Origin of the sequence: Gilvimarinus japonicus, assembly GCF_042847215.1 — a bacterium.
GTDB classification, from domain to species: Bacteria; Pseudomonadota; Gammaproteobacteria; order Pseudomonadales; family Cellvibrionaceae; genus Gilvimarinus; species Gilvimarinus japonicus.
The window spans coordinates 1,794,437-1,815,821 of the sequence record NZ_AP031500.1 but is presented as its reverse complement, the minus strand read 5'-3'; the positions used below and the strand labels follow the sequence as shown (position 1 = coordinate 1,815,821).

21 protein-coding genes are annotated in these 21,385 nt (G+C 53.1%); 6 read left to right on the top strand and 15 right to left on the bottom strand.

What is annotated here, in order from left to right:
* Positions 1–18: 18 nt before the first annotated feature.
* The 3 genes from ACGHAD_RS07625 to ACGHAD_RS07615 are packed head-to-tail and all read right to left on the bottom strand — an operon-like array spanning position 19 to position 3,194.
* Positions 19–1,254 (bottom strand): lipoprotein-releasing ABC transporter permease subunit, encoded by a 1,236-nt coding sequence (locus tag ACGHAD_RS07625; protein ID WP_382415953.1) that lies wholly within the window; start codon positions 1,252–1,254, stop codon positions 19–21.
* A complete protein-coding gene (lolD, locus tag ACGHAD_RS07620) occupies positions 1,247–1,963 on the bottom strand; it encodes a lipoprotein-releasing ABC transporter ATP-binding protein LolD (protein WP_339615467.1) in 717 nt (238 codons plus the stop codon). The genes ACGHAD_RS07625 and lolD overlap by 8 nt, the downstream gene beginning before the upstream one ends.
* The gene (locus tag ACGHAD_RS07615) at positions 1,956–3,194 is read right to left on the bottom strand and encodes a lipoprotein-releasing ABC transporter permease subunit (protein WP_339615468.1); all 1,239 of its coding nucleotides are present in this window, start codon (positions 3,192–3,194) and stop codon (positions 1,956–1,958) included. The genes lolD and ACGHAD_RS07615 overlap by 8 nt, the downstream gene beginning before the upstream one ends.
* A 125-nt stretch (positions 3,195–3,319) precedes the next feature.
* Between ACGHAD_RS07615 and ACGHAD_RS07610 the strand changes: the two genes are divergently transcribed.
* Positions 3,320–3,883: a PilZ domain-containing protein gene (locus tag ACGHAD_RS07610; RefSeq protein ID WP_382415956.1), complete on the top strand. Its 564-nt coding sequence runs from the start codon at positions 3,320–3,322 to the stop codon at positions 3,881–3,883.
* 39 nt (positions 3,884–3,922) lie between these two features.
* Positions 3,923–4,225 carry a hypothetical protein gene (locus ACGHAD_RS07605; RefSeq protein WP_339615471.1) on the top strand — a complete coding sequence of 101 codons (303 nt, stop codon included), beginning with the start codon at positions 3,923–3,925 and terminating at the stop codon, positions 4,223–4,225.
* A gap of 102 nt (positions 4,226–4,327) precedes the next feature.
* Here ACGHAD_RS07605 and sthA read toward each other — a convergent pair whose 3' ends face one another.
* The 9 genes from sthA to ACGHAD_RS07560 all read right to left on the bottom strand — a co-directional run bounded on the left by sthA (position 4,328) and on the right by ACGHAD_RS07560 (position 12,980).
* On the bottom strand, positions 4,328–5,725 hold the full coding sequence (gene sthA, locus ACGHAD_RS07600; RefSeq protein ID WP_339615472.1) for a Si-specific NAD(P)(+) transhydrogenase: 1,398 nt from the start codon (positions 5,723–5,725) through the stop codon (positions 4,328–4,330).
* 64 nt (positions 5,726–5,789) lie between these two features.
* Complete coding sequence (gene nqrM, locus ACGHAD_RS07595) at positions 5,790–6,041, bottom strand: (Na+)-NQR maturation NqrM (RefSeq protein WP_339615473.1); 252 nt, start codon at positions 6,039–6,041, stop codon at positions 5,790–5,792.
* A 35-nt stretch (positions 6,042–6,076) separates the two neighbouring features.
* Positions 6,077–7,174 (bottom strand): FAD:protein FMN transferase, encoded by a 1,098-nt coding sequence (locus ACGHAD_RS07590; RefSeq protein WP_382415959.1) that lies wholly within the window; start codon positions 7,172–7,174, stop codon positions 6,077–6,079.
* Positions 7,140–8,360: an NADH:ubiquinone reductase (Na(+)-transporting) subunit F gene (nqrF, locus tag ACGHAD_RS07585; protein WP_339615475.1), complete on the bottom strand. Its 1,221-nt coding sequence runs from the start codon at positions 8,358–8,360 to the stop codon at positions 7,140–7,142. The genes ACGHAD_RS07590 and nqrF overlap by 35 nt, the downstream gene beginning before the upstream one ends.
* 15 nt (positions 8,361–8,375) lie before the next feature.
* Positions 8,376–8,984, bottom strand: a complete 609-nt coding sequence (gene nqrE / locus ACGHAD_RS07580; protein ID WP_339615476.1) for an NADH:ubiquinone reductase (Na(+)-transporting) subunit E — start codon at positions 8,982–8,984, stop codon at positions 8,376–8,378.
* A gap of 2 nt (positions 8,985–8,986) precedes the next feature.
* Positions 8,987–9,649 (bottom strand): NADH:ubiquinone reductase (Na(+)-transporting) subunit D, encoded by a 663-nt coding sequence (locus tag ACGHAD_RS07575; RefSeq protein WP_339615477.1) that lies wholly within the window; start codon positions 9,647–9,649, stop codon positions 8,987–8,989.
* A 4-nt stretch (positions 9,650–9,653) separates the two neighbouring features.
* Positions 9,654–10,436, bottom strand: coding sequence for a Na(+)-translocating NADH-quinone reductase subunit C (locus ACGHAD_RS07570; protein WP_339615478.1), 783 nt, complete (start codon positions 10,434–10,436; stop codon positions 9,654–9,656).
* Entirely contained in the window at positions 10,429–11,634 is a 1,206-nt protein-coding gene (locus ACGHAD_RS07565; protein ID WP_339615479.1) for an NADH:ubiquinone reductase (Na(+)-transporting) subunit B, read from the bottom strand. Before ACGHAD_RS07565 ends, ACGHAD_RS07570 begins: the two co-directional genes overlap by 8 nt.
* A gap of 2 nt (positions 11,635–11,636) precedes the next feature.
* Entirely contained in the window at positions 11,637–12,980 is a 1,344-nt protein-coding gene (locus ACGHAD_RS07560) for a Na(+)-translocating NADH-quinone reductase subunit A (protein ID WP_382415963.1), read from the bottom strand.
* Between the two features lie 484 nt (positions 12,981–13,464).
* Here ACGHAD_RS07560 and mfd point away from each other — a divergent pair, with 484 nt between their 5' ends.
* Both mfd and ACGHAD_RS07550 read left to right on the top strand, forming a co-directional pair.
* Positions 13,465–16,929: a transcription-repair coupling factor gene (gene mfd / locus ACGHAD_RS07555; RefSeq protein WP_382415965.1), complete on the top strand. Its 3,465-nt coding sequence runs from the start codon at positions 13,465–13,467 to the stop codon at positions 16,927–16,929.
* Between the two features lie 84 nt (positions 16,930–17,013).
* On the top strand, positions 17,014–17,874 hold the full coding sequence (locus ACGHAD_RS07550) for a CsiV family protein (RefSeq protein WP_382415967.1): 861 nt from the start codon (positions 17,014–17,016) through the stop codon (positions 17,872–17,874).
* Between the two features lie 46 nt (positions 17,875–17,920).
* Here the strand turns inward: ACGHAD_RS07550 and ACGHAD_RS07545 are convergent, their stop codons facing one another.
* The 3 genes from ACGHAD_RS07545 to ACGHAD_RS07535 form a co-directional block, all read right to left on the bottom strand.
* On the bottom strand, positions 17,921–18,133 hold the full coding sequence (locus ACGHAD_RS07545) for a cold shock domain-containing protein (protein WP_339615483.1): 213 nt from the start codon (positions 18,131–18,133) through the stop codon (positions 17,921–17,923).
* Between the two features lie 204 nt (positions 18,134–18,337).
* A complete protein-coding gene (locus tag ACGHAD_RS07540) occupies positions 18,338–18,895 on the bottom strand; it encodes a hypoxanthine-guanine phosphoribosyltransferase (RefSeq protein WP_382415970.1) in 558 nt (185 codons plus the stop codon).
* The gene (locus ACGHAD_RS07535) at positions 18,892–20,022 is read right to left on the bottom strand and encodes a mechanosensitive ion channel family protein (protein ID WP_382415972.1); all 1,131 of its coding nucleotides are present in this window, start codon (positions 20,020–20,022) and stop codon (positions 18,892–18,894) included. Before ACGHAD_RS07535 ends, ACGHAD_RS07540 begins: the two co-directional genes overlap by 4 nt.
* A gap of 237 nt (positions 20,023–20,259) precedes the next feature.
* On the opposite strand from ACGHAD_RS07535, the gene lexA reads away from it, so the two are divergent.
* Together lexA and ACGHAD_RS07525 are read left to right on the top strand one after the other, a co-directional pair.
* A complete protein-coding gene (gene lexA, locus ACGHAD_RS07530; RefSeq protein WP_339615486.1) occupies positions 20,260–20,862 on the top strand; it encodes a transcriptional repressor LexA in 603 nt (200 codons plus the stop codon).
* Complete coding sequence (locus ACGHAD_RS07525) at positions 20,855–21,265, top strand: hypothetical protein (protein ID WP_339615487.1); 411 nt, start codon at positions 20,855–20,857, stop codon at positions 21,263–21,265. Before lexA ends, ACGHAD_RS07525 begins: the two co-directional genes overlap by 8 nt.
* Positions 21,266–21,385 lie beyond the last annotated feature (120 nt).

The following is a 21,385-nucleotide window of genomic DNA, read 5'->3' as shown; positions in this document are numbered from 1 at the left end:
ATCGTTTTGATTGCCGTGTTACTCGTGCCGCAATGCCTCGGCCGGCAAGATTCTGGCCGCGCGCCAGGCCGGGTAAACACTCGCAATAAAGCTCAACACCAACGCTGCACCGGCAATATAAGCCACATCACTTAACAGTAACTCAGAGGGGAGATAGCTGACCGGATAAACGTCCGAGTGTAAAAATTGAAACCCCGTTAAACGCTCGAGACCGGCCACGGCCGAGGTTACCGTATAGGAAAAAATAACCCCTAAAATAACCCCGATAAAGGTTCCGGTGACGCCAATATAGCCACCTTGCACCAAGAAGATTCCGATAATATCCGCGCTACTCGCCCCTTGCGTGCGCAAAATGGCAATGTCGGCCTCTTTATCGACGACCACCATAATCAAGGTGGTCACTAAATTAAACGCCGCAATCCCAATCAATAGAATCAGCAAAAGCCCAACCAACTTTTTCGACATATGTATCGCTTGGTACAAATTGCCGTGGCTGCGCGTCCAGTCCCGACCGTAAACGGTTGCGGGTAAATTCGCGGTGATTTCGTACATAGTAGTCGGTGCGCGAAATAAATCGTGCAGTTTTAAACGCACACCACTGACGCTGCCTGGGTAAGCTGTGAGTTTGGACGCAGCACTCATATTCATCAGCGCCAGATTATTATCGATCTCGGTGCCTGTGACCAATATATCAACCACCTCCAGCGCCCAGACACTAGGGCTGTCGCGCCCGGCACCGGCACGTGGAATCACCAGGGTTAAACGATCGCCCACCTCAGTGCCGATACTTTTAGCTAAAGTGCTGCCCAGCACCACCGCGTGGGCATTATCACCAAGTTCATTCAAGCGATGGTGCGTTAAGTACTGGTCGACTCCCGATGCTTTTACTTCAAGCTCCGGCACAATACCAAACAGCCCTACCGGGGCCACCTCTTTACCTTTTGCCAACAGGCCTTGCAGGCTAACAAAAGGGGCCGCGGCGATCACCTCCGGGTGCTGTAATGCTTGCGCCATAACCGCACCCGGATCGCGAATACCCTCGCGACTGTAGAGCGTGCCCTGGGGCATCACCTGTAAAATCCGCTCGCGCAATTCGCGGTCAAAACCGTTCATAATCGCCATAACCAAGATCAACAAGGCCACCGAGATCACCAAGCCAATCACCGACATTCGCGATATAAAACTGACCAGATGACTACCTTGGCGCGCTGTGGCGTAACGCCGACCCAGCGTCAAGGTAAAGCGATTAAACACCGGCAGACTCCTGACGCGCCAGCTCGGTTAATTGCCCCTCGGCTAACTGCAGCGTGCGATCCATTTTACCGGCGAGCGTTAAATCGTGGGTCACCACCACAAAGCTGGTGCCAATACGGGTATTTAAATCGAGCATTAGCGCTTGAATGTCGGCCGCCGAGTGGGAGTCCAAATTACCGGTCGGCTCGTCCATCAAAACACAGGCGGGCTCGGTGACCAATGCACGGGCAATGGCCACCCGCTGACGTTCACCGCCCGACAACTCTGGGGGTTTGTGGCTGGTGCGTGCTGCCAACCCCACCTGCGCGAGCATATCGCTGGCGCGGGCATTGGCCGTTACACTATCGAGGCCGCCAATCAGTAGCGGCATGGCGACGTTTTCTAGCGCGGTAAACTCGGCCAACAAATGATGAAATTGATAGACAAACCCTAGGGAGCGGTTGCGCAATTTACCCCGGGCATCGGCACCCAAAGCTGACAGCGCCTGCCCGGCGACCACAACCTCGCCCGAGTCGGGCAAATCCAACCCGCCCAGAATATTCAGTAAAGTCGACTTACCTGAGCCCGATGCACCAATCACCGCAACTCGCTCGCCAGACAATACCTCAAGCTCGATATCGCGCAATACACTGACCGCTTGCGGCCCCTGGGTGTAGGCTTTGTTAACGGCATGACACTGCAATACAGCGGCAGAAGTTAGATCACTCATAACGCAGGGCCTCGGCCGGTTGGATTCGTCCTGCCCGCCACGCGGGGTAAAGGGTTGCCAGCAAACTGAGCAGCAACGCCAGAGAACAGATTGTCAGTACATCGCCCCACTGTAACTGCGAGGGTAAATGGCTGATAAAATACACGTTTGCATCAAACACTTGCCGCCCTGTCAGCGATTCAAAAAAGGCAACCACCGGGCTGATATAAAGCGCTAATAGCACCCCGCCAATAGTGCCAACGGCGGTGCCAATCACCCCAACACCGCAGCCTTGCACCATAAAAATTCCCATAATCTGACGCGCATTCAAGCCAAGTGTGCGCAGCACCGCGATGTCCGAGCGTTTATCGGCCACCATCAGCACCAAGCTTGAAACAATATTGAATGCCGCCACCGCTATAATAATACTCAGCAACACGCCTATAACAATTTTTTCCATTTTTACCGCTTGAAACAAACTGCCTTGGGTTTGGCTCCAATCGCGAAACTGGTAATCGTTGCCCAAGGATTGCCGCAACCGGCTGGTAATGGCGCCGGCCTTATAGATATCGGTAAATTTTAACTGCAACCCCATGGGGCCCGAATTGCGGTAAAGTTTCTCGGCATCGGCAATATGGATAAGCGCTAACTCTTGATCCACCGGCGCGTTAACTTCAAACACACCGACCACGGTAAAACGTTTAACGCGGGGGTAAACACCGGCGGGGGTAATCGATATCTCAGGAAGCGTTAAGGTCAGCTTATCGCCCGTCACAACACGCAACTGACGCGCTAACACTGCCCCCAGAACAATACCGAATTGGCCGCTTTGCAAATCAGATAACTCTCCGATCAACATATTGTCAGCCACCTCAGAGACCTCGCCCTGTAGCTGCGGATCAACCCCGGACACCTGCACCCCTTGCACCTGTGAGTGATACCCCGCCAATGCAAAACCCTCAACAAAGGGGGCGGCGGCGACAATGTCTGTATCGGTTAACAGCTGAGTGCGCAATTGTTGCCAGTTATCCATGGCCGGCTCTTGCATGACAAAGCCGTGGGGAATTACCCGTAACAAACGTTGCTTCATCTCTCGATCAAAGCCATTCATCACCGACATAACCACAATCAGGGCCATCACACCCAGCGCCATGCCCAGCAGCGAAAAGCCACTGACAAAAGAGATAAATTGATTGCGGCGTTTAGCGCGGATATACCGCAAACCAATGGCCAAAGGGATGTTTTTTAGCATGTGCGCATTTAACCCCAATGCCCCAAGGACTACAAGAGCGGCGACACCGGGAACACACTCAATGCTCTAATCCTGCAGTTATGCTATGGTTTGAGAGTGATTACCCAAGAGCATGAGTGCCCTACATGGATGAACGACGCGATTATTTTCGTTTAACGCTAAACGCCATCGTCGAGCTGAAAGCGCTGGCCGCAAAACCATTGGTCACCAGCGGTGCCGATGCGACATCGCATTTTACCTCTAGCCGCATTTTGCAAACCATGGCCGAATTAAAGCGGCTAGAGCTGGATGGTGGCCAACTACAACAGCAAATTAAAGACGCCGATCGCGCTCTGGGCGAATACCTAAACATTCTAACGCGCAAAATCGACGTGCTGGCGCAGTTTTGTTTAAGCAGCCAAGTCACAGATTACGCTAGCGCGCAAGCCATTGAGCTCAGCGAAGGCGGACTCATGTTTCACCACAGCGAGCCACTACCCGAGCATCATTGGCTTGCCCTCATGCTGAGCTTTGAGTCTCCCCTGATGGCCACCGCACTGCATGCGCAAGTGATTCGGTGTGAACCGGATCGCGGCAACGGTTACCTAATTGCGGCAGAATTCCTGTATTTAAATGCGGCTGAGCGACAGCAAATCAGCCAGCAAATTATGCGGGCACAACTAGAGTCGGCGCGGCGTAAGCCGCAGTAACCCAACCAAACGTCCGCCTTGGGGACATAAGGATTAACCATGAAATCAGTTATAGCATTTATCCTGCTTGCTCTGGCCTGCCAACTACAAGCCGAAACAGTACGCATCCCCATCGGCCAGCAAGAAAAGTCGGGGGAATACTTATCAACGCCAGCCACAGGTATGACGAAAACCCGCGTTAAAGACCACTATGGCGAGCCGATAAACCAAGCCGGCCCGGTGGGCGAGCCGCCAATTTACACATGGGTATACGAAGATTTTATCGTTTACTTTGAGGCTGACCGGGTGATCCATTCCGTTGTTAAGTTCACCCCAAAAATGAAAGCCGCGGCCAACCCCTAAATTTTTACGCTTTAATCACCCCTTTTCAACGAAAAAACGCCACCCTAGCTTCCCTAGGGTGGCGTTTTTTGTGCCGTTCATCTAGGCGGTGCTAGAGCGCCTTTATTGTCGATTGATCCGGTTCGTACCATCCAGAGCTGCCAAGCGATATGCCTCCGCCATGGTTGGGTAGTTAAACGTGGTATTCAAGAAGAAGCTAATATTATTGTTCTCACCGGGCTGACTCATAATCGCCTGACCAATGTGAATAATCTCAGCCGCTTCGGCGCCAAAACAATGCACCCCAAGCAGTGCTCCGGTGTCAACATTAAACAGCAGTTTAAGCATACCAACATCTTCACCACTAATTTGTCCGCGAGCGGTATTTTTAAACAAGCAGCGGCCAACTTCGTAAGGCACCCGTGCCTCGGTTAGCTCGCGCTCGGTTTTGCCCACAGAGCTAATCTCGGGCAAGGTATAAATACCGGTCGGCACCTCGCTAACATCGTTAGCCGGCTCACCGAGAATCACCGCCGCTAGCGCTCGACCCTGATCGTAGGATGCACTCGCCAAGCTCGGCCAACCTACCACGTCACCTACCGCGTAGATATTCTCAACGTCGGTTTGATACTGCTCGTTAACCGTGAGGTTGCCGCGATGATCCGGTGTCAAACCAACCGACTCGAGGTTTAACTGATCGGTATTACCGCTACGACCGTTACACCACAACAGTGCATCGGCTTTAATACGCTTACCCGATTGCAAATACAGGGTCACGCCGCGCTCGGTGGCTTCGATTTTTTCGTAGGTTTCACTGTGGCGCACTCGCACGCCGTTATCTCGCAAGTGATAACTTAACGCATCCGAGATTTCATCATCCAAAAAAGACAACAAGCGATCGCGGCTGTTGATCAGATCAACCTTCACCCCGAGCCCGGAAAATATAGAGGCGTATTCACAACCGATCACCCCGGCGCCGTAAATCAAAATATGACGCGGAGTGTGTTTCATCTCCAAAATAGAGTCAGAATCGTAAATACGCGGATGCGTAAAATCAACATCGGCCGGTTGATACGGACGCGAACCAGTGGCAATAATAAAATGTTCGGCGTGGATCGTCTCAGTCGAGCCCTCGCTAAACTTCACTTCCACTGTGTTAGCATCAAGAAAAGACGCAAAACCCGAGTAAACCGCGACGCGATTGCGCACATAAAAGTCAGTGTGCAACTCAACCTGCTTGGGAATCACTTGATTTGCGGCTGCCAACACCCGCGGATAAGTAATACGCCAGCTTTCGCCATTTTCGCGAAACAAACTACTGGTTTTAAACTGAATAATTTGTTTAACCGCATGGCGCAACGACTTAGAGGGGATGGTCCCTTTATGAGCACAATTGCCGCCCACTAAACCACGCCCTTCTATTACCGCCACTTTTTTACCCGCTTTGGCAGAAGCCATTGCCGCACTCTCACCCGCCGGACCAGATCCAATAATTACCACATCGTACGTATATGTCGCCACAATAAGCCCCCAACGTCCCTACTACGTCCCCTACAAACTTAACTGCTTAGCTTGCGGGTACAGGTTAATTTCGCGGCTGCTTCGCCGTCGCATCTACAGCCAAACTTGCGTTCACGGTTGCCGCTGAGCCATCTTTAAGACTCTCGCACTTTTGCTCATCACCGCCGCACAGCTCGCAGCTGTAGTCTTTCTCGCCCAGCGCTTTACCGACTCCGCCGCACGAGCCGGTTAACGGCTTGCGGCCGAAAATAACGCCAACCGACATACCGACTACAACCGTCAGCATAACCGCTAACACCACTAAAAATACTGCCATCACTTTACCCTCCTGTGCCGCACCCTGCTTAGCAGTTAATGCAGCAGCTGTGAAAAAGTCACCGATTGCGTATCAACAAAGCCATCACCGTCTTTGACAATCATATAAACCGCCAGTTGCTCGGCATTAGCCAGCTCCATGCCTTTTTCAGGCCCCAACACATTCAGCGCCGTGGCCCAGGCATCCGCCCGTGCTGCGGTTTCAGCCACCACGGTAACCGACGCCAAATTGTGTTTAATTGGCCGCCCTGTTTTTGGATTGATCGTATGAGAGTAGCGCACGCCGTCCACTTCAAAATAATTGCGATAATCGCCCGACGTCGCCACTGCGTGATTATCCACGTTTAGCGCCAACCGCGCGCCACCCGCCAACACTGAGGGCTGTTCGATCGCGATACGCCAAGGTGTACTGCGCGGGCTATCGCCCACGACGCGTACCTCACCGCCGATTTCGACCATAAAATTGTCGAATCCACGATCGGTCAAAAAGTTAGCAATCCAATCGACACCATAACCTTTTGCCACCGCCGACAAGTCCACACTAATATTGGCCGTGCGGCGCGCCCGGTTAACATCCAGCTGTAAGTACTCATGTCCGGTGCGTGCCAGCGCGGCAGCCAGCTCATCTGGATCTGGCACCCGATCGGGCTGCATCTGTGGGCCAAAGCCCCACAAGTTCACCAGCGGGCCTACGGTAATATCAAAAGCGCCATAAGATCGCTGACTGATATCCTCACTGATGCTCAACACCTCCATGACGGGCTCAGATAACTCGACCCATTCATTCACTGGCTCACGGTTAAACTGCATGAGCTCAGAGTCGTCGATATAAGTCGACATCATTTGATTAATCTGCACCAGCTGCTCATCCACCGCACTTTGCAGAGCATCGACGTTAACCTCAAACTCTCCCGAGGCCGGGCCTACCACCGTAATATGATAGTGGGTGCCCATGGTTTGGCCAGAGAATTTAACACTCGGGCGCTCGGTACCACTGGGCGTACAACCACTGATTAACAGACATAAAAACAAAAAAGAGGCTGACAGTAGTGTCAGCCTCTTTTTTATTATCATTATGTCAGGCATATGAGCTTTGCAATTAGCCACCAAAGTCATCCAGCATAATGTTTTCATCTTCAACGCCTAGATCGTGGAGCAATTTAATCACCGCCGCGTTCATCATTGGCGGCCCACACATATAAAACTCGCAGTCTTCCGGTGCGGGGTGATCTTTAAGGTACTCTTCATACAACACGTTATGAATGAACCCCGTTAGACCTTCCCAGTTATCTTCCGGCTGCGGATCAGACATGGCAACGTGCCAGGTGAAGTTGTCGTTCTCATTCGCCAGCATGTCGTACTCATCTTGGTAAAACAACTCTTTTAACGAGCGTGCACCGTACCAGAAGGAGATCTTACGGGTCGAATTAAGCCGCTTAAGCTGATCAAAGATATGCGAGCGCATTGGCGCCATACCAGCACCACCGCCGACAAACACCATTTCGGCATCGGTGTCTTTAGCAAAGAACTCACCAAAGGGACCAAACACCTTAATAGTGTCACCGGGTTTTAGGTTAAAGACATAAGAGGACATAATGCCCGGCTGAATATCTTTAGAGCCCGGAGGTGGCGTCGCAATACGAATATTAAACTTAACCAAGCCACGCTCTTCGGGGTAGTTCGCCATTGAGTAAGCGCGTTGAACAGGCTCGGGGTTTTTTGTTTCCAGTTTAAAGAAGCCAAAGCGCTCCCAATCAGCACGAAACTGCTCTTCGATATCAAAATCAGAGAACTTAATATGATACGCAGGGCACTCCAGCTGAACGTAACCACCGGCACGAAAATCTACGTTCTCGCCCTCGGGTAGTTTGAGTGTCAGCTCTTTAATAAAGGTAGCCACATTGGGGTTTGACTCAACCGTACACTCCCACTGCTTTACACCAAAAACATCCTCTGGAACTTCTACCACCATATCCTGTTTAACCGGAGTTTGACAGGACAAGCGCCAGCCCTCTTGAGCCTCACGCTTGGTGAAGTGACTTTCCTCGGTGGGCAGCATAGAGCCGCCACCGTCACTGACCACGCAGGCGCACTGGGCACAGGTGCCGCCGCCGCCACAGGCCGATGGTAAAAACAAGCCAGCGCCCGACAGCGTTTGCAGCAGTTTGCCGCCCGCCGGGACGGTGAGTTTCTTCTCGCCGTTAATATCGATGGTGACGTCACCAGTCGACACCAACTGTGCACGTGCGCTCAAAATCACAATCACCAGTATCAGCACGATGACCGTGAACATGACTACGCCAAGTATAATTTCGTTCATGTGAATCCTCGCTGATTACAGATCAATGCCGCCGAATGACATAAAGCCAAGCGACATCAGGCCCACGGTAATAAAAGTAATACCCAGGCCGCGAAGCCCTTCGGGCACATCACTGTACTTCATCTTTTCGCGGATACCGGCCAGTGCGGTAATAGCCAACGCCCAACCCACACCAGAGCCAACACCAAAGACGACACTCTCGCCAAAGTTGTAATCGCGCTCAACCATAAACAGAGAGCCACCCAAAATGGCACAGTTCACGGTAATGAGCGGCAAAAATACACCCAGCGCGTTGTACAGCGCAGGAACGTATTTATCGAGCACCATCTCAAGGATCTGAACCAAAGCGGCAATAACACCAATGTAAGAAATCAGCCCCAAGAAGCTCAAATCAACATTAGGCAAACCCGCCCACGCCAGTGCACCATCAGCCAACACATAGGTGTACAGCAAGTTATTAACCGGCACGGTAATGGTTTGCACCACAATAACGGCAATACCCAAACCAAACGCCGCACCGATTTTTTTCGATACAGCCAGCAAGGTACACATGCCCAAAAAGAAAGCCAGGGCCATGTTGTCGATAAAAATCGACCGAACAAATAAGCTCAAATACGCTTCCATGATCAGGCCTCCTTAGCTAGCGGCTTGGTGTTAGGTGCGATTTTATAATCGGGCTCTTCTACTTGATCTTTTTTCCAGGAGCGGATGCCCCAGATAAACAAACCAATCAAAAAGAACGCACTTGGCGGCAACAGCAGCAAACCGTTTGGTGTGTACCAACCACCTTCGGTGGCCAATGGCAACAACTGAGTACCAAACAGGCTACCCGAGCCTAACAGTTCACGTACAAACGCCAAGCCCAGCAACATAGCGCTGTAGCCCAAACCGTTACCAACGCCATCTAAAAAGCTTGGCAGTGGTGGGTTTTTCATGGCGAAAGCTTCAGCGCGCCCCATAACGATACAGTTGGTGATAATCAACCCAACAAATACCGACAGCTGCTTGCTGATTTCAAAGGCGTAGGCCTTTAGCACCTGATCGACCACAATTACCAGCGAGGCGATAATAGTCATCTGGATGATAATACGAATGCTCCCCGGAGCGTGGTTGCGCACCAGCGAGACAAACAGGTTAGAAAAAGCCGTTACCGAGGTTAGTGCAATACACATAACCACCGTAACCGACAATTTACTGGTAACCGCCAAGGCCGAACAAATACCCAAAATCTGCAACGCAATTGGGTTATTGGAGAATATCGGCGCAAATAATAGCTCTTTGACTTTCATAATCTTAAGCCTCCCCGTTTTTCAGGTTGGTAAGAAAGGGCTTGTAGCCATCTTCGCTCAACCAAAAATGGATCAGATTCGCCACACCGCGACTGGTCAAGGTGGCACCCGACAAGCCATCAACCTGGTGATCTGCATCTTTAGATTGCGGGTCAACTTTGCCTTTAATAACGGTCAGTTCCACATCGCCGTCACTGTCGTAGGCTTGTTTTCCTTCCCACTGGGCTTTCCAAGATGGGTTATCAACCTCACCACCAAGCCCCGGCGTTTCACCGTGCTCGTAAAAGCCCAAACCTCTAACGGTGTTCAAATCAGAGTCCAACGCCAAAAACCCATACAGCGTCGACCACAGACCGTAACCACGAACAGGCAAGACTATCGTTTCCAGCCCTGAATCACCCTCGATCATGTACACCAAGGCGTACTCTTCACGACGGGAGATTTTAGCCAGATCCTCATCGGGGCTCAAATCAGTGGAGCGAGCCGGATCTTTACTGGCTTTGCGCTGATCGTAGTTAGCCGGATCAACCGCATCGGTAAATTTACCCGTTTCTAAGTCCACCACTTGTGTATTAACACGATCGGCAAACAGGCTCTCGACACTGGCTTTATCGGTTTTCTCAAGCAAACCCGCCGCCGCCAAAATGTTGCGTTTAAAATCCAAGGATTTGTTCACTTCTTGAATCGGGCGCAGAAGTACTGCCGCTGTGGACACCACCACCGAGCAGACAATACACAGCAACAGCGTTACTGTGATTGTTTTCTTAATGGAATCATTACTAGCCACGTGCCAACCTCCGCTTGATATTTGCGCGAACTACCAGGTAATCAATCAGCGGAGCAAACAAGTTGGCAAACAAAATCGCCAACATCATGCCTTCGGGGAAGGCAGGGTTTACTACCCGAATAATAATCACCATAAAGCCAATCAAAGCACCAAACCAGTATTTACCAGTATCGGTCATAGAGGCCGAAACCGGATCGGTCGCCATAAAGATCATACCGAAAGCAAAACCACCGATGACCATATGCCAGTACCAAGGCGTTGCCATGGCGGGGTTAGAGCTCGCATCTCCGGTAAAATTAAACAGCAAGGTGGTCGCAATCATGCCCAGCATAACGCCGGCTACGATGCGCCAAGAGGCAATGCCCATCACCAGCAACACAGCGCCACCAATAAAAATGGCTAAGGTTGAGGTCTCGCCGATACTGCCCTGCATAAAGCCCAGAAAGGCGTCCATCCAGCTCAACTGGTTTTGCAGCGCTTCGACACCGTTTTGCGACAGAACCGATAGTGCCGTCGCACCGGTGTAGCCATCAACAGCCGTCCATACGGCATCACCCGACATACTGGCGGGGTACGCAAAAAACAAAAACGCACGACCAGTTAAGGCAGGGTTTAAGAAGTTTTTGCCGGTACCACCAAATACCTCTTTACCCAACACCACACCAAAGCTGATGCCGAGAGCGGCGTACAGCAGCGGTAAATCGGGCGGGCAAATCAGGGCAAACAGTACTGAGGTAACAAAAAAGCCTTCGTTGACTTCGTGACCGCGCACCATGGCAAACAGCACTTCCCAAAAACCACCGACAATAAACACTACGGCATAAATAGGAAGAAAGTAAGCGGCGCCGTGCACCAAGCAATCCCACACACTGCTCGGATCAAAACCGGCAATGGATGAAATTAGCGCAATGCGCCAGCCTTCGGCACCGGCCATACCAATATCTGCCAAAATCATATTGGCGTTGTGACCGACGTTGTACATACCAAAGAACATCGCGGGAAAGGTGCACAACCACACGGTGATCATAATACGTTTCAGGTCGATGCCATCGCGTACATGAGAGGTGGTTTTGGTCACATCCGATGGACGATAAAAAATAGTATCGACCGCTTCATACAAAGCGTACCACTTTTCATATTTGCCGCCCTTGTGAAAGCTCGGCTCGATTTTATCGAGAAAATTGCGTAATGCTTTCATAGTTAGCCCTCCCGCTCGATCATGGTGAGATTGTCGCGCAAGATAGGGCCGTACTCGTACTTACCCGGGCAGACAAATGTACACAGCGCCAAATCTTCTTCGTCCAACTCTAAACAACCCAGCTGCTGAGCCGACTCACTATCACCCACAATCAACGCGCGTAGCAGTTGTGTCGGTAAAATATCCAAAGGCATGACTTTTTCGTAGGCGCCCACAGGCACCATGGCACGCTCACTGCCGTTGGTCGAGGTGGTAAAACCAAAACGCTTAGACGGCATCAACTTTGACAAATAAATGCCCATTACCGAAAAGAGATTAGCGCCGGGACGCAAATAATGCAGCATCGGGCGATCGTCGCCCTCTTTAAGCACACTGATTTGCGTGTGATAGCGACCAAGGTAGGCATAGGGTCCGCGGGCGGTGCGACCGCCAAATACAGAGCCCGAAACAACACGATTGCCCTCGCCGGCCAATTGCCCTGCGGTTAACTCGTCCAAGTTGGCGCCAATGCGAGTGCGCACTAAGCGCGGCTCGTTAACGGCGGGACCGGCCAGCGCCACTACGCGACGGGTGTCGATGCGACCGGTAGTCACAAAAGCACCAAACGCCGCTACATCTTGGTAGTTAATCGTCCAGACGGTTTTACTGGCACTAACCGCATCCAAATGATGGATATGAGTGCCGACATTACCGGCCGGGTGCACGCCACCAAACTCATTGACGGAGAATTGCTCGCCACTCGCCACTGGAATATCCGCGCCCGGGGCTTTAGAGACGTAAACTTTACCCTCTGTGAGTCGCGCCAGCACTTTTAAGCCGGCGACAAAATCATCGGCGCGCTCTTTAAGCACAACCTGAGGGTCGGCCGCCAGTGGATTGGTATCCATCGCCGAGACGAAAATCCCATGGGGCGTGCTATCGATGGCGGGCACCTTGCTGTAAGGGCGAGTGCGCAAAGCCGTCCACAGCCCGGCTTCATTGAGCAGCTCACGCACGCTCTCGGCGCTCGCGCTGCCTAGTTCGGCATCGCTCAAAGCTTTAAATGTTTCGGACTCATCGCCTTCAACATCGATCACAACCGACTGCAGCATCCGGCGCTCGCCGCGATGAATCGCCGCGATTGTGCCAGCGGCCGGCGCGGTGTAACGCACGCCCTCGGTTTTTTTATCGGTAAATAACAGCTGTCCGAGCCTGACTTTATCGCCTACGGCTACGGCCATAGTCGGCTTCATGCCGTGATAATCTGGGCCGATGACTGCCACAGAGCGGGCTTCAGGCCCATCGGCGATCGTCTGCTCGGGTGTACCGGATATAGGTAAATCCAATCCCCGACGAATCTTTATCATACGTCTCTGCCTAATCACTCGTTGGATTAATAAGTAGCACGACTCAGTCGCTGAGCCGCAATGTCGCTGTGTTGACTGTGCGTCAACGGCTTCTATTGATTGAAGCTTATTGATTGTTTGAGCCCGGTCTGGCGCTTCTTATTGGTGCAGGCGTTAACCCGCTAAGGAGCTCTGTTTGAGGCATTATCGCTAAAAGCCCGCTTTATCGGTGGACAAAGGCAGATTTTGGCGCAAAAGAACAAACCGGAACCTACTGAAAAATCGCGGCAATTATAAAGATCAGGACTGCTAATGACCAGTGTCGTGGCACAATTTTAGCGCATCTTTGCCTAAATCGACCGATTCAATCAGCGGTTGGGGATAACAGCCCCCTACAGAACCCGTAAAAACGGGTACAATGCCCGCCTCGCGCTCGCGCCAACCACCTGCGTGGCACAAGCGCCCACAGGCAACCTCAACCTCAAGCAACCTGCAAAAGATCGCTATGACTCAACTTGATCCTCGCCACCCCGACATCACCGACCGCCCCGGCGAGCGCCGCCACTGGGGGCAATTACACGGTGGGGCACAAGCGCTGGCGCTGGCCAGCGCCGCCCGGCAACATGCGGGATTAAGTTTAGCCGTTACCAGCGACACCGCCAGCGCCCAGCGGCTTGAGATCGAACTGCGTTTTTATGCCGGCCCCGAGCTCAATATTCTACACTTGGCCGACTGGGAAACCCTCCCCTACGACTCGATCTCGCCCCACCAAGATATTATCTCTGAGCGCCTGCGCACCTTGTACCACCTGCCGAGCACCCACCACGGCATACTGGTCGTACCGGTTACCAGCTTGCTGCAACGGCTGATGCCCAAAGACTACCTTGTACAAAACAGCTTACTCTTAAAAGTAGGCGAGACACTGGATCTTGCCACCTTGCGCGACAACCTAATTCAAGCCGGCTATCGCGTAGTCGATACAGTTTACGAACACGGCGAGTTTGCGGTGCGCGGTGCGCTGATTGATATCTTCCCGATGGGCAGCGATTTACCGCTGCGGATCGACCTGTTCGACGACGAGATCGACACCCTGCGCACCTTTGATCCGGACACCCAGCTCACTCAGGATAAAATCGACAAGCTAGAGCTACTACCCGCGCGGGAATACCCGCTCGACAAAGCCGGCATCAGCCGCTTTAAAAACCGCTGGCACCAACGCTTTGAGGTGGACCCCAGCGCCTGCTCGATCTACCGCGATGTCAGTGACGGCATTGCGCCGCCGGGCATCGAGTATTATTTACCGCTGTTTTTTGACCACAACAGTACGCTGTTTGATTTTTTACCCAGCAATACCGTCGCCTACACATTAGGGGACACCCAAGGCGCTGCCAGCCACTTTTTGCAAGAACTATGGGCGCGCTACGAGTCTCGCGGGGTCGACCCCACTCGCCCACTGTTGGCCCCGCACGAGATTTACCTACGCGAAGAAGAGCTATTTGCCGGCCTCAAAGGTATGAGCCGCACCCAGATTGGCGCCGAGCAATTGCCAGACAAGGCCGGCCAGCTGAATTTCGACTCCAGCATTCCGCCATCGCTGCCCATCCACGCGCAAGCCGAGAACCCGCTCACCAGCATCGAAGCTTTTTTGATGGAGTTTAACGGCCGCGTACTGTTTTGTGCCGAGTCCGCCGGGCGCCGTGAAACCCTCTTAGAGCTGCTGGGCCGCATTCGCGTTAAACCTGCCACCATCGACCAATGGCAGACGTTTGCCGATGGTGACGAGCGTATCGGCATTACCATTGGCGCCATCGACCAAGGCCTAGTAATCGCCGACGGCGCCATTGCCTTAGTGGCCGAGTCGCAATTGTTTGGTGAACGTATCCAGCAAACCCGGCGCCGCCGCCAAGGGCAAGACAACGCGGAAAACGTCGTTAAAAACCTCACCGAGCTTAAAGTCGGCGCACCCGTCGTTCACATCGATCACGGCGTGGGGCGCTATCGCGGCTTGGAGACCATCAGCGTCGAAGGGGACACCAGCGAGTTCCTGATGCTGGAATACGCCGACGAAGCCAAGCTTTATGTGCCAGTTACCAGCTTGCACCTTATTAGCCGCTACAGCGGCGCCGATGAAGAAACCGCACCTCTGCACCGACTCGGCTCGGAGGCCTGGCAAAAAGCCAAGCGCAAGGCGGCCGAGCAAGTGCGCGACACCGCCGCCGAGCTCTTAGACATTTACGCCCGGCGCGCCGCGCGCAAGGGTTTGGCTTTTGCCGACCCTAAAACCGACTACCTGACGTTTGCCGCAGGCTTCCCCTTTGAAGAAACCCCCGATCAACAGACCGCCATTGAGGCCGTCGTCAAAGACATGTTGTCACCGCAACCGATGGACCGTTTGGTGTGCGGCGACGTCGGCTTTGGCAAAACCGAAGTTGCCATGCGCGCGGCATTTGTAGCCGCCCACGCCGGCAAGCAGGTGGCGATTTTAGCGCCCACCACCCTGCTCGCCCAACAGCACTACGAATCGCTAAAAGATCGTTTTGCCAGCTGGCCGTTCGAGATCGAAGTCATGAGCCGGTTTCGCACCAGCAAAGAAGTCGAGGCCGTTAAAGAGCGCTTAGCCGACGGCAAAGTAGACATCGTGGTAGGCACCCACAAGCTGATCCAGCCAGACATCAAGTACAAAGACATTGGCTTGCTGATTATCGACGAAGAGCACCGCTTTGGCGTACGACAAAAAGAGCAGCTAAAAAAGCTGCGCGCCGAGGTGGATATTTTGACCCTGACCGCCACACCGATTCCGCGCACCTTAAATATGTCCATGGCGGGCATACGCGACTTATCCATTATCGCTACACCGCCAGCGCGGCGACTATCGGTAAAAACTTTTGTCCGCCAACACGACGATGCCACCATCAAAGAGGCGGTACTGCGCGAAATCTTACGCGGTGGTCAGGTGTACTACCTGCACAACGAGGTCAAAAGCATCGAGCGCACCGCCCGCGCCCTGCAAGAGCTTGTGCCCGAGGCCCGCGTCGGCATTGGCCACGGCCAAATGCGCGAGCGTGAACTGGAAAAGGTCATGTCCGACTTTTACCACAAGCGCTTTAATGTGATGGTCTGCTCGACGATTATCGAAACCGGGATCGACATCCCCAGCGCCAACACCATTATTATTCACCGCGCCGATAAGTTTGGCTTGGCGCAACTGCACCAGTTGCGCGGCCGTGTGGGCCGCTCGCACCATCAGGCTTACGCCTACTTGCTCACCCCCGAGCGACGCGCCATGACCGCCGATTCACTCAAACGCCTAGAGGCTATCTCAGCCGCCGAAGACCTGGGCGCGGGCTTCACCCTAGCCACCCACGATATGGAGATTCGCGGTGCCGGCGAACTTTTAGGCGATGAGCAGAGCGGCCAAATTCACACCATCGGCTTCTCGCTGTATATGGATATGCTGGATCGGGCTGTAAAAGCCATGCGCGCTGGCAAAGAGCCCAACATCAATCAGCCACTGGAAGACAACACCGACGTCAACTTACGGGTGCCAGCGCTGATCCCCGACGATTACCTACCCGACGTTCACTCGCGTCTGGTCATGTACAAGCGCCTCGCCGGAGCGACTAACAGCGAGGCGTTGCGCGAGCTGCAAGTAGAGATGATCGATCGCTTTGGCCTGCTGCCCGAACCGGTAAAAAACCTGGTGCGGGTAACCGACATCAAACTGATAGCGGCCGAGCTAGGCATCAAAAAACTTGAGGCGTCGGCCACGGGCGGCAAACTGGAGTTTGCTGCCGACACCACAGTCGACCCGTACAACATTGTTCAGCTGGTACAAAATCAGCCCAACGTATTTCGTTTAGAGGGCGCCAACCTTTTGAAGTTTACCCTGCCCATGGACGACCCTGAAATGCGCCTTGAGCACGTCAAGGATTTACTGCAAATGCTAAAGCCGGCTAACACCGAGGGCTAAAAAAACGCTAGACTCAACCGTGAAATATTTAAGGCCTCCGGCTAAAAACATGCCGCAGCCGGACAACCGGAATTGAAAAACACTATGAAAGTACGCGCCGTCGCTCTTTTCGCCGCTCTGCTGCTCGGCAGCAACCTCTGCGCAGCCCAAAGCACGTTTGAGGGCTGGTACCAAATTGAAATGATCATCTACAGCCGCCCCCAACAAAACAGCGTCGAGCTTTGGCCTAAAGATATCAAATTGAACTACCCATTTAACTGGCAGCAGCTCTATCACCCAGAAGACCCCAATGGCGAGCCAAACGTAGACTTAGATCGCACACCTTTTTACCGCTTACCGCGAGACGCGCGCAACCTGAATGCCGTCAGCGATAGACTGGATGCGCAACCGGGATTTAAAGTGTTGTTTCACGAGGCGTGGCGGCAAATCGTTGTCGATGAAAACAACTCGCCCTCGATATTGGTGTTTGGCGGCAAAGAATTTGGCGAGCACAGCGAGCTAGAAGGCAGCGTCAATATAAACGTATCTCGCTACCTGCACATCAAGACCAACCTGTGGCTAAGCGAGTTTCAAACCAACGCAGGACAAAGCCGCAACCAGTGGCCAGTGCTGCCGCAACAACCACAAAAGCGGTTAGCGCAACAGACGAATAACACCGAGAGCCAATATTTACTGGATAGCAGTCACTCGCCGAGTAACGCAAACTCGTTTAGCTTTAGTGACAAAGACGTAAACTCCGCTTTAAGCGATTTTCTCGCCGCACCCTATGTGCCTCGCGAGATTATCACCATGACCCAAGCACGCCGAATGCGCAGCGACGAACTGCACTATTTGGATCACCCAAGAATGGGCGTACTGATTAAGATACTGCCTTACACGCCACCTAAAAAAGCGCCTCAACAAACAGCTCCGGCGAGCCCGCCGACCAGCAACAGCGCCCCCTGATCGGCGGTGAGTCGTGCGGCGACTGCAAAAGCCGCCGCACAGAGCATCAGCACAACTCGACGTCGTTTGCCTGCAGGCCTTTCTCACCCTGCTGTACCGCAAACAACACACTCTGGCCCTCGGCCAAAGAGCGATAACCCTCACCGCGAATGCTGCGATAGTGAACAAAGACATCTTCACTGCCCTCGCCCCGAGTGATAAAGCCGTAACCACGAGCGTTGTTAAACCACTTTACCGTACCCGATAATCGTTCTGACATAGCTAACCTCTCTTATTTTTATGTCTTGTCAATCTTCAGCACCAGCGCCCATTGGGCTACTAGCGGGCAACCCCCACAGCTGCCCTGCTCTTTTGTACGCGACTGGTCGGTTATTGTCCACATCCGGCGGTAAATGTTGTGAAACAAAGCAAGTGAGGCGCGGCTTAAAACACACCAAAGAGAAAACATTAGAGCCCTAGGCGACTAAGGCAAAGCAAAAATTCCGGGGGCGTTGCGCAACCGGCCACGATAATCCATCCCCCAGCCATAAACGTAGCGATCGGGTATATCAAAAGCGACGTAATCGGCCGCCACAACAGCGGGGGTAGCTGTGTGCTTATGCAACAACACGGCCGAGCGCACGCGCGCTGCACCAAGCTCCAGGCAGCGCTGCGCAACAGCGGCAAGTGTGGCACCGGCATCTAAAATATCATCCACCAATAACACCTCGCGAGCGCGCACCGACTCTGGTGGCTGCCGCTGCCAAATCAGCGCATCAGTGGCCCGGTCATCGCGATAGCGACTGGCGTGAACGTAATCGAGTTCAATATCTACGGCTAGTGCCGGCAATAAATCACCACCAAACACAACCGCGCCATTCATAATAAACAGCACCACCAAGGGTTCCGATAAGTCATTGTAATCGGCGCTAATACGCGCACCGAGTGCCGCAGTAGCCTCGCGTATGGTCGCCGCGTCCAACAGACACTCGGCACCGTCAACAGCCCAAGGGTAACCACTGGCGTTTAGGGCATTGCTCAACGCTCTGCCCCGGCGTTAAGCGATGCCTCGTTAGCCGCCTCTTGCGCCACCATCTGCACTTGATCCGGAATATGCAGCGTACGGGTTGGAAAGGCACACTCTGCACCGTGGCGCTCAACAATTGCCATAATCTGCAACAGTACATCTTGTTTAACCGAGTGAAAGTGCACCCAGTTAACCGTCTTGGTAAAGGTATAGACAAAGAAATTCAGTGACGAATTGGCAAACTCATCAAAATTAACGATCAGAGTCTGGCTTGCGTCAATCTCGTCATGGGATTCAAGCATCGCTTTCACATCAGCGACAATGGCGGCGACTTTATCGCCATCTTCGTAACGCACGCCAATGGTTTCGTATATACGACGATTAAACATCCGCGACGGATTTTCAACCGAGATTTGCGTGAAGGTTTGATTGGGGACATACAGCGGCCTTTTATCAAAGGTGCGAATACGGGTTAGACGCAGACCAATTTCCTCTACCGTGCCTTCAATGTTCTGATCCGGTGAGCGAACCCAATCGCCCACTTTAAAAGGCCGATCCATATAAATCATCAGACCGCCAAAAAAGTTAGCCAGTAAATCTTTCGCCGCAAAACCCACGGCAATGCCGCCGATACCGCCAAACGCCAACACCCCCGATATGCTGTAACCGAGCGACTGCAGCAGCACCAAAGCCGAGGTGATCACAATCGCAATTCGCAACAGCTTACCGACTGCCATCACCGTGGTGGGGTCCGATGGCTTACCCTCGACTGGCTCAAGAAAGTTGCGCTCGCTGTACTTAATCAGACGCACCAAAAACCACGTAAGCAGAACAATCACACCAATGCGCAACACAGTGTCGGCAAACGCCAGCAACGACTCCTCAGTACCGTTTTGCGCCAGCTCTGCGGCTAGACATAGACCCACCAGCCAGATTAAGCAGCGCAGCGGCTTAAGCGCCGATTCGACCACGGTATCGTCCCAGCGATTGCGTGTTTTACTCGCGTGGCGCATCAAATAATTAAGAATCACTCGCGCCAAGGTCGCCAAAAGCAGCGTTGCCAACACCACCGCAAACACCTTTAACACCCACAGGCGGTCGTCATTAACCAGCCCTTCGTACCAGCCTTGCAACTGCTCCATCGATCTCTCTCCTACTCACGCTGACCCTGAAAGGTCTTTTTCGGGCCGCTAGTATAACCAACCGCCCAGATAATTGTCATTGCCAACAACTGGATGCTTGCACAGTAAAATTAACTGTATATAATCACAGATACTGTACAGCCAAACAGTGCGCGGAACGCCGATGAACACTTCGTGCAATGGCAATTGACGCCACGCACGCTGTTACCGCCATACATCAACCCAAAGGTAAGGGATATGCAAAACCTAACGGCACGCCAACAACAGGTTCTGGAGTTAATTAAAAGCTACTCCGATGAAACCGGCTACCCACCCACCCGGGCCGAGATTGCCCGCATGCTGGGCTACAAATCGGCCAATGCGGCCGAAGAGCACATTAAAGCGCTCGCCCGCAAAGGCGCAATTGAGCTAATCCCGGGGGCCTCTCGCGGCATTAAGCTACCCGAAGGGCAGCAGGGCTTACCCATTGTAGGGCGTGTTGCGGCGGGCAACCCAATACTTGCACAAGAGCACATCGAGAATTACTGCGATATCCCGCCCAGCTTTTTTCATCCCCAAGCCCACTATCTGCTTAGCGTACAAGGCATGAGCATGAAAGACGCGGGGATTCTCGACGGCGACTTACTGGCCGTGCACCGCACCGATCAAGTGCACAACGGCCAAATTGTCGTTGCCCGCATCGAAGATGAGGTGACGGTAAAACGCTTTAAGCGCGAAGGCAACCGCGCACAGGTTGAGCTCTGGCCCGAGAACCCCGACTTTGACGTCATTGTCGTCGATCTGCGCGACCAGAGTTTTAGTATTGAAGGTCTAAGTGTAGGAGTCATTCGCCGTGAATAATGCACCGAGTTTTCCCCAACAGCACTCAACGCAAACAGCGTCCACTAACGCCGGCCTTACCGAGCTAGTGTTAGCCCAAGGTGCCGCCAGCAGCTGGAGCATGATATTGCCCATGGTGGCCCACCTATGCCGCCAAGACAGCCAGCGCTGGCTCACATGGGTAACCTCAGAGCCGCTGCCGGCCGAACTACTCATCAGCTTTGGGATCGACCCACTGCGTTTACGCCAAGTACACTGCCGCGATAGTGATCAGCAACTTTGGGTCACCTGGGATGCACTTGAGCTGGGCAACAGCCATACCGTTATCGCCAGCCCCGGCGCTCTTAGTCAAGGGCAAGAGCGCTACCTTGAGCAAGCGGCCTACGCCGGCAACAGCCAGGCGCTGATTTTACGTTATCGCTAGCCAAAACCCGACAAATAGCGCCAGAGCTGAGTAAACGCCGAATTACTGTATAAGGGACAAGGACCTAAGGAAGGGGGAACAACAGGTTAGCTAAAGGCCGACAGGAGTGTTTTGCAAGCT

Coding starts and splice junctions, on each gene's coding strand:
- ACGHAD_RS07590 (WP_382415959.1), bottom strand. CDS start 7,174: ATGAAAACATTATGCTGGATGACTTTGGTGGCTAATTGCAAAGCTCAT.
- mfd (WP_382415965.1), top strand. CDS start 13,465: ATGACTCAACTTGATCCTCGCCACCCCGACATCACCGACCGCCCCGGC.
- ACGHAD_RS07560 (WP_382415963.1), bottom strand. CDS start 12,980: ATGATAAAGATTCGTCGGGGATTGGATTTACCTATATCCGGTACACCC.
- ACGHAD_RS07575 (WP_339615477.1), bottom strand. CDS start 9,649: ATGAAAGTCAAAGAGCTATTATTTGCGCCGATATTCTCCAATAACCCA.
- nqrM (WP_339615473.1), bottom strand. CDS start 6,041: ATGGCAGTATTTTTAGTGGTGTTAGCGGTTATGCTGACGGTTGTAGTC.
- ACGHAD_RS07545 (WP_339615483.1), bottom strand. CDS start 18,133: ATGTCAGAACGATTATCGGGTACGGTAAAGTGGTTTAACAACGCTCGT.
- ACGHAD_RS07615 (WP_339615468.1), bottom strand. CDS start 3,194: ATGCTAAAAAACATCCCTTTGGCCATTGGTTTGCGGTATATCCGCGCT.
- ACGHAD_RS07535 (WP_382415972.1), bottom strand. CDS start 20,022: ATGGAGCAGTTGCAAGGCTGGTACGAAGGGCTGGTTAATGACGACCGC.
- lexA (WP_339615486.1), top strand. CDS start 20,260: ATGCAAAACCTAACGGCACGCCAACAACAGGTTCTGGAGTTAATTAAA.
- ACGHAD_RS07565 (WP_339615479.1), bottom strand. CDS start 11,634: ATGAAAGCATTACGCAATTTTCTCGATAAAATCGAGCCGAGCTTTCAC.
- ACGHAD_RS07610 (WP_382415956.1), top strand. CDS start 3,320: ATGGATGAACGACGCGATTATTTTCGTTTAACGCTAAACGCCATCGTC.
- nqrE (WP_339615476.1), bottom strand. CDS start 8,984: ATGGAAGCGTATTTGAGCTTATTTGTTCGGTCGATTTTTATCGACAAC.
- ACGHAD_RS07550 (WP_382415967.1), top strand. CDS start 17,014: ATGAAAGTACGCGCCGTCGCTCTTTTCGCCGCTCTGCTGCTCGGCAGC.
- lolD (WP_339615467.1), bottom strand. CDS start 1,963: ATGAGTGATCTAACTTCTGCCGCTGTATTGCAGTGTCATGCCGTTAAC.
- ACGHAD_RS07605 (WP_339615471.1), top strand. CDS start 3,923: ATGAAATCAGTTATAGCATTTATCCTGCTTGCTCTGGCCTGCCAACTA.
- nqrF (WP_339615475.1), bottom strand. CDS start 8,360: ATGAACGAAATTATACTTGGCGTAGTCATGTTCACGGTCATCGTGCTG.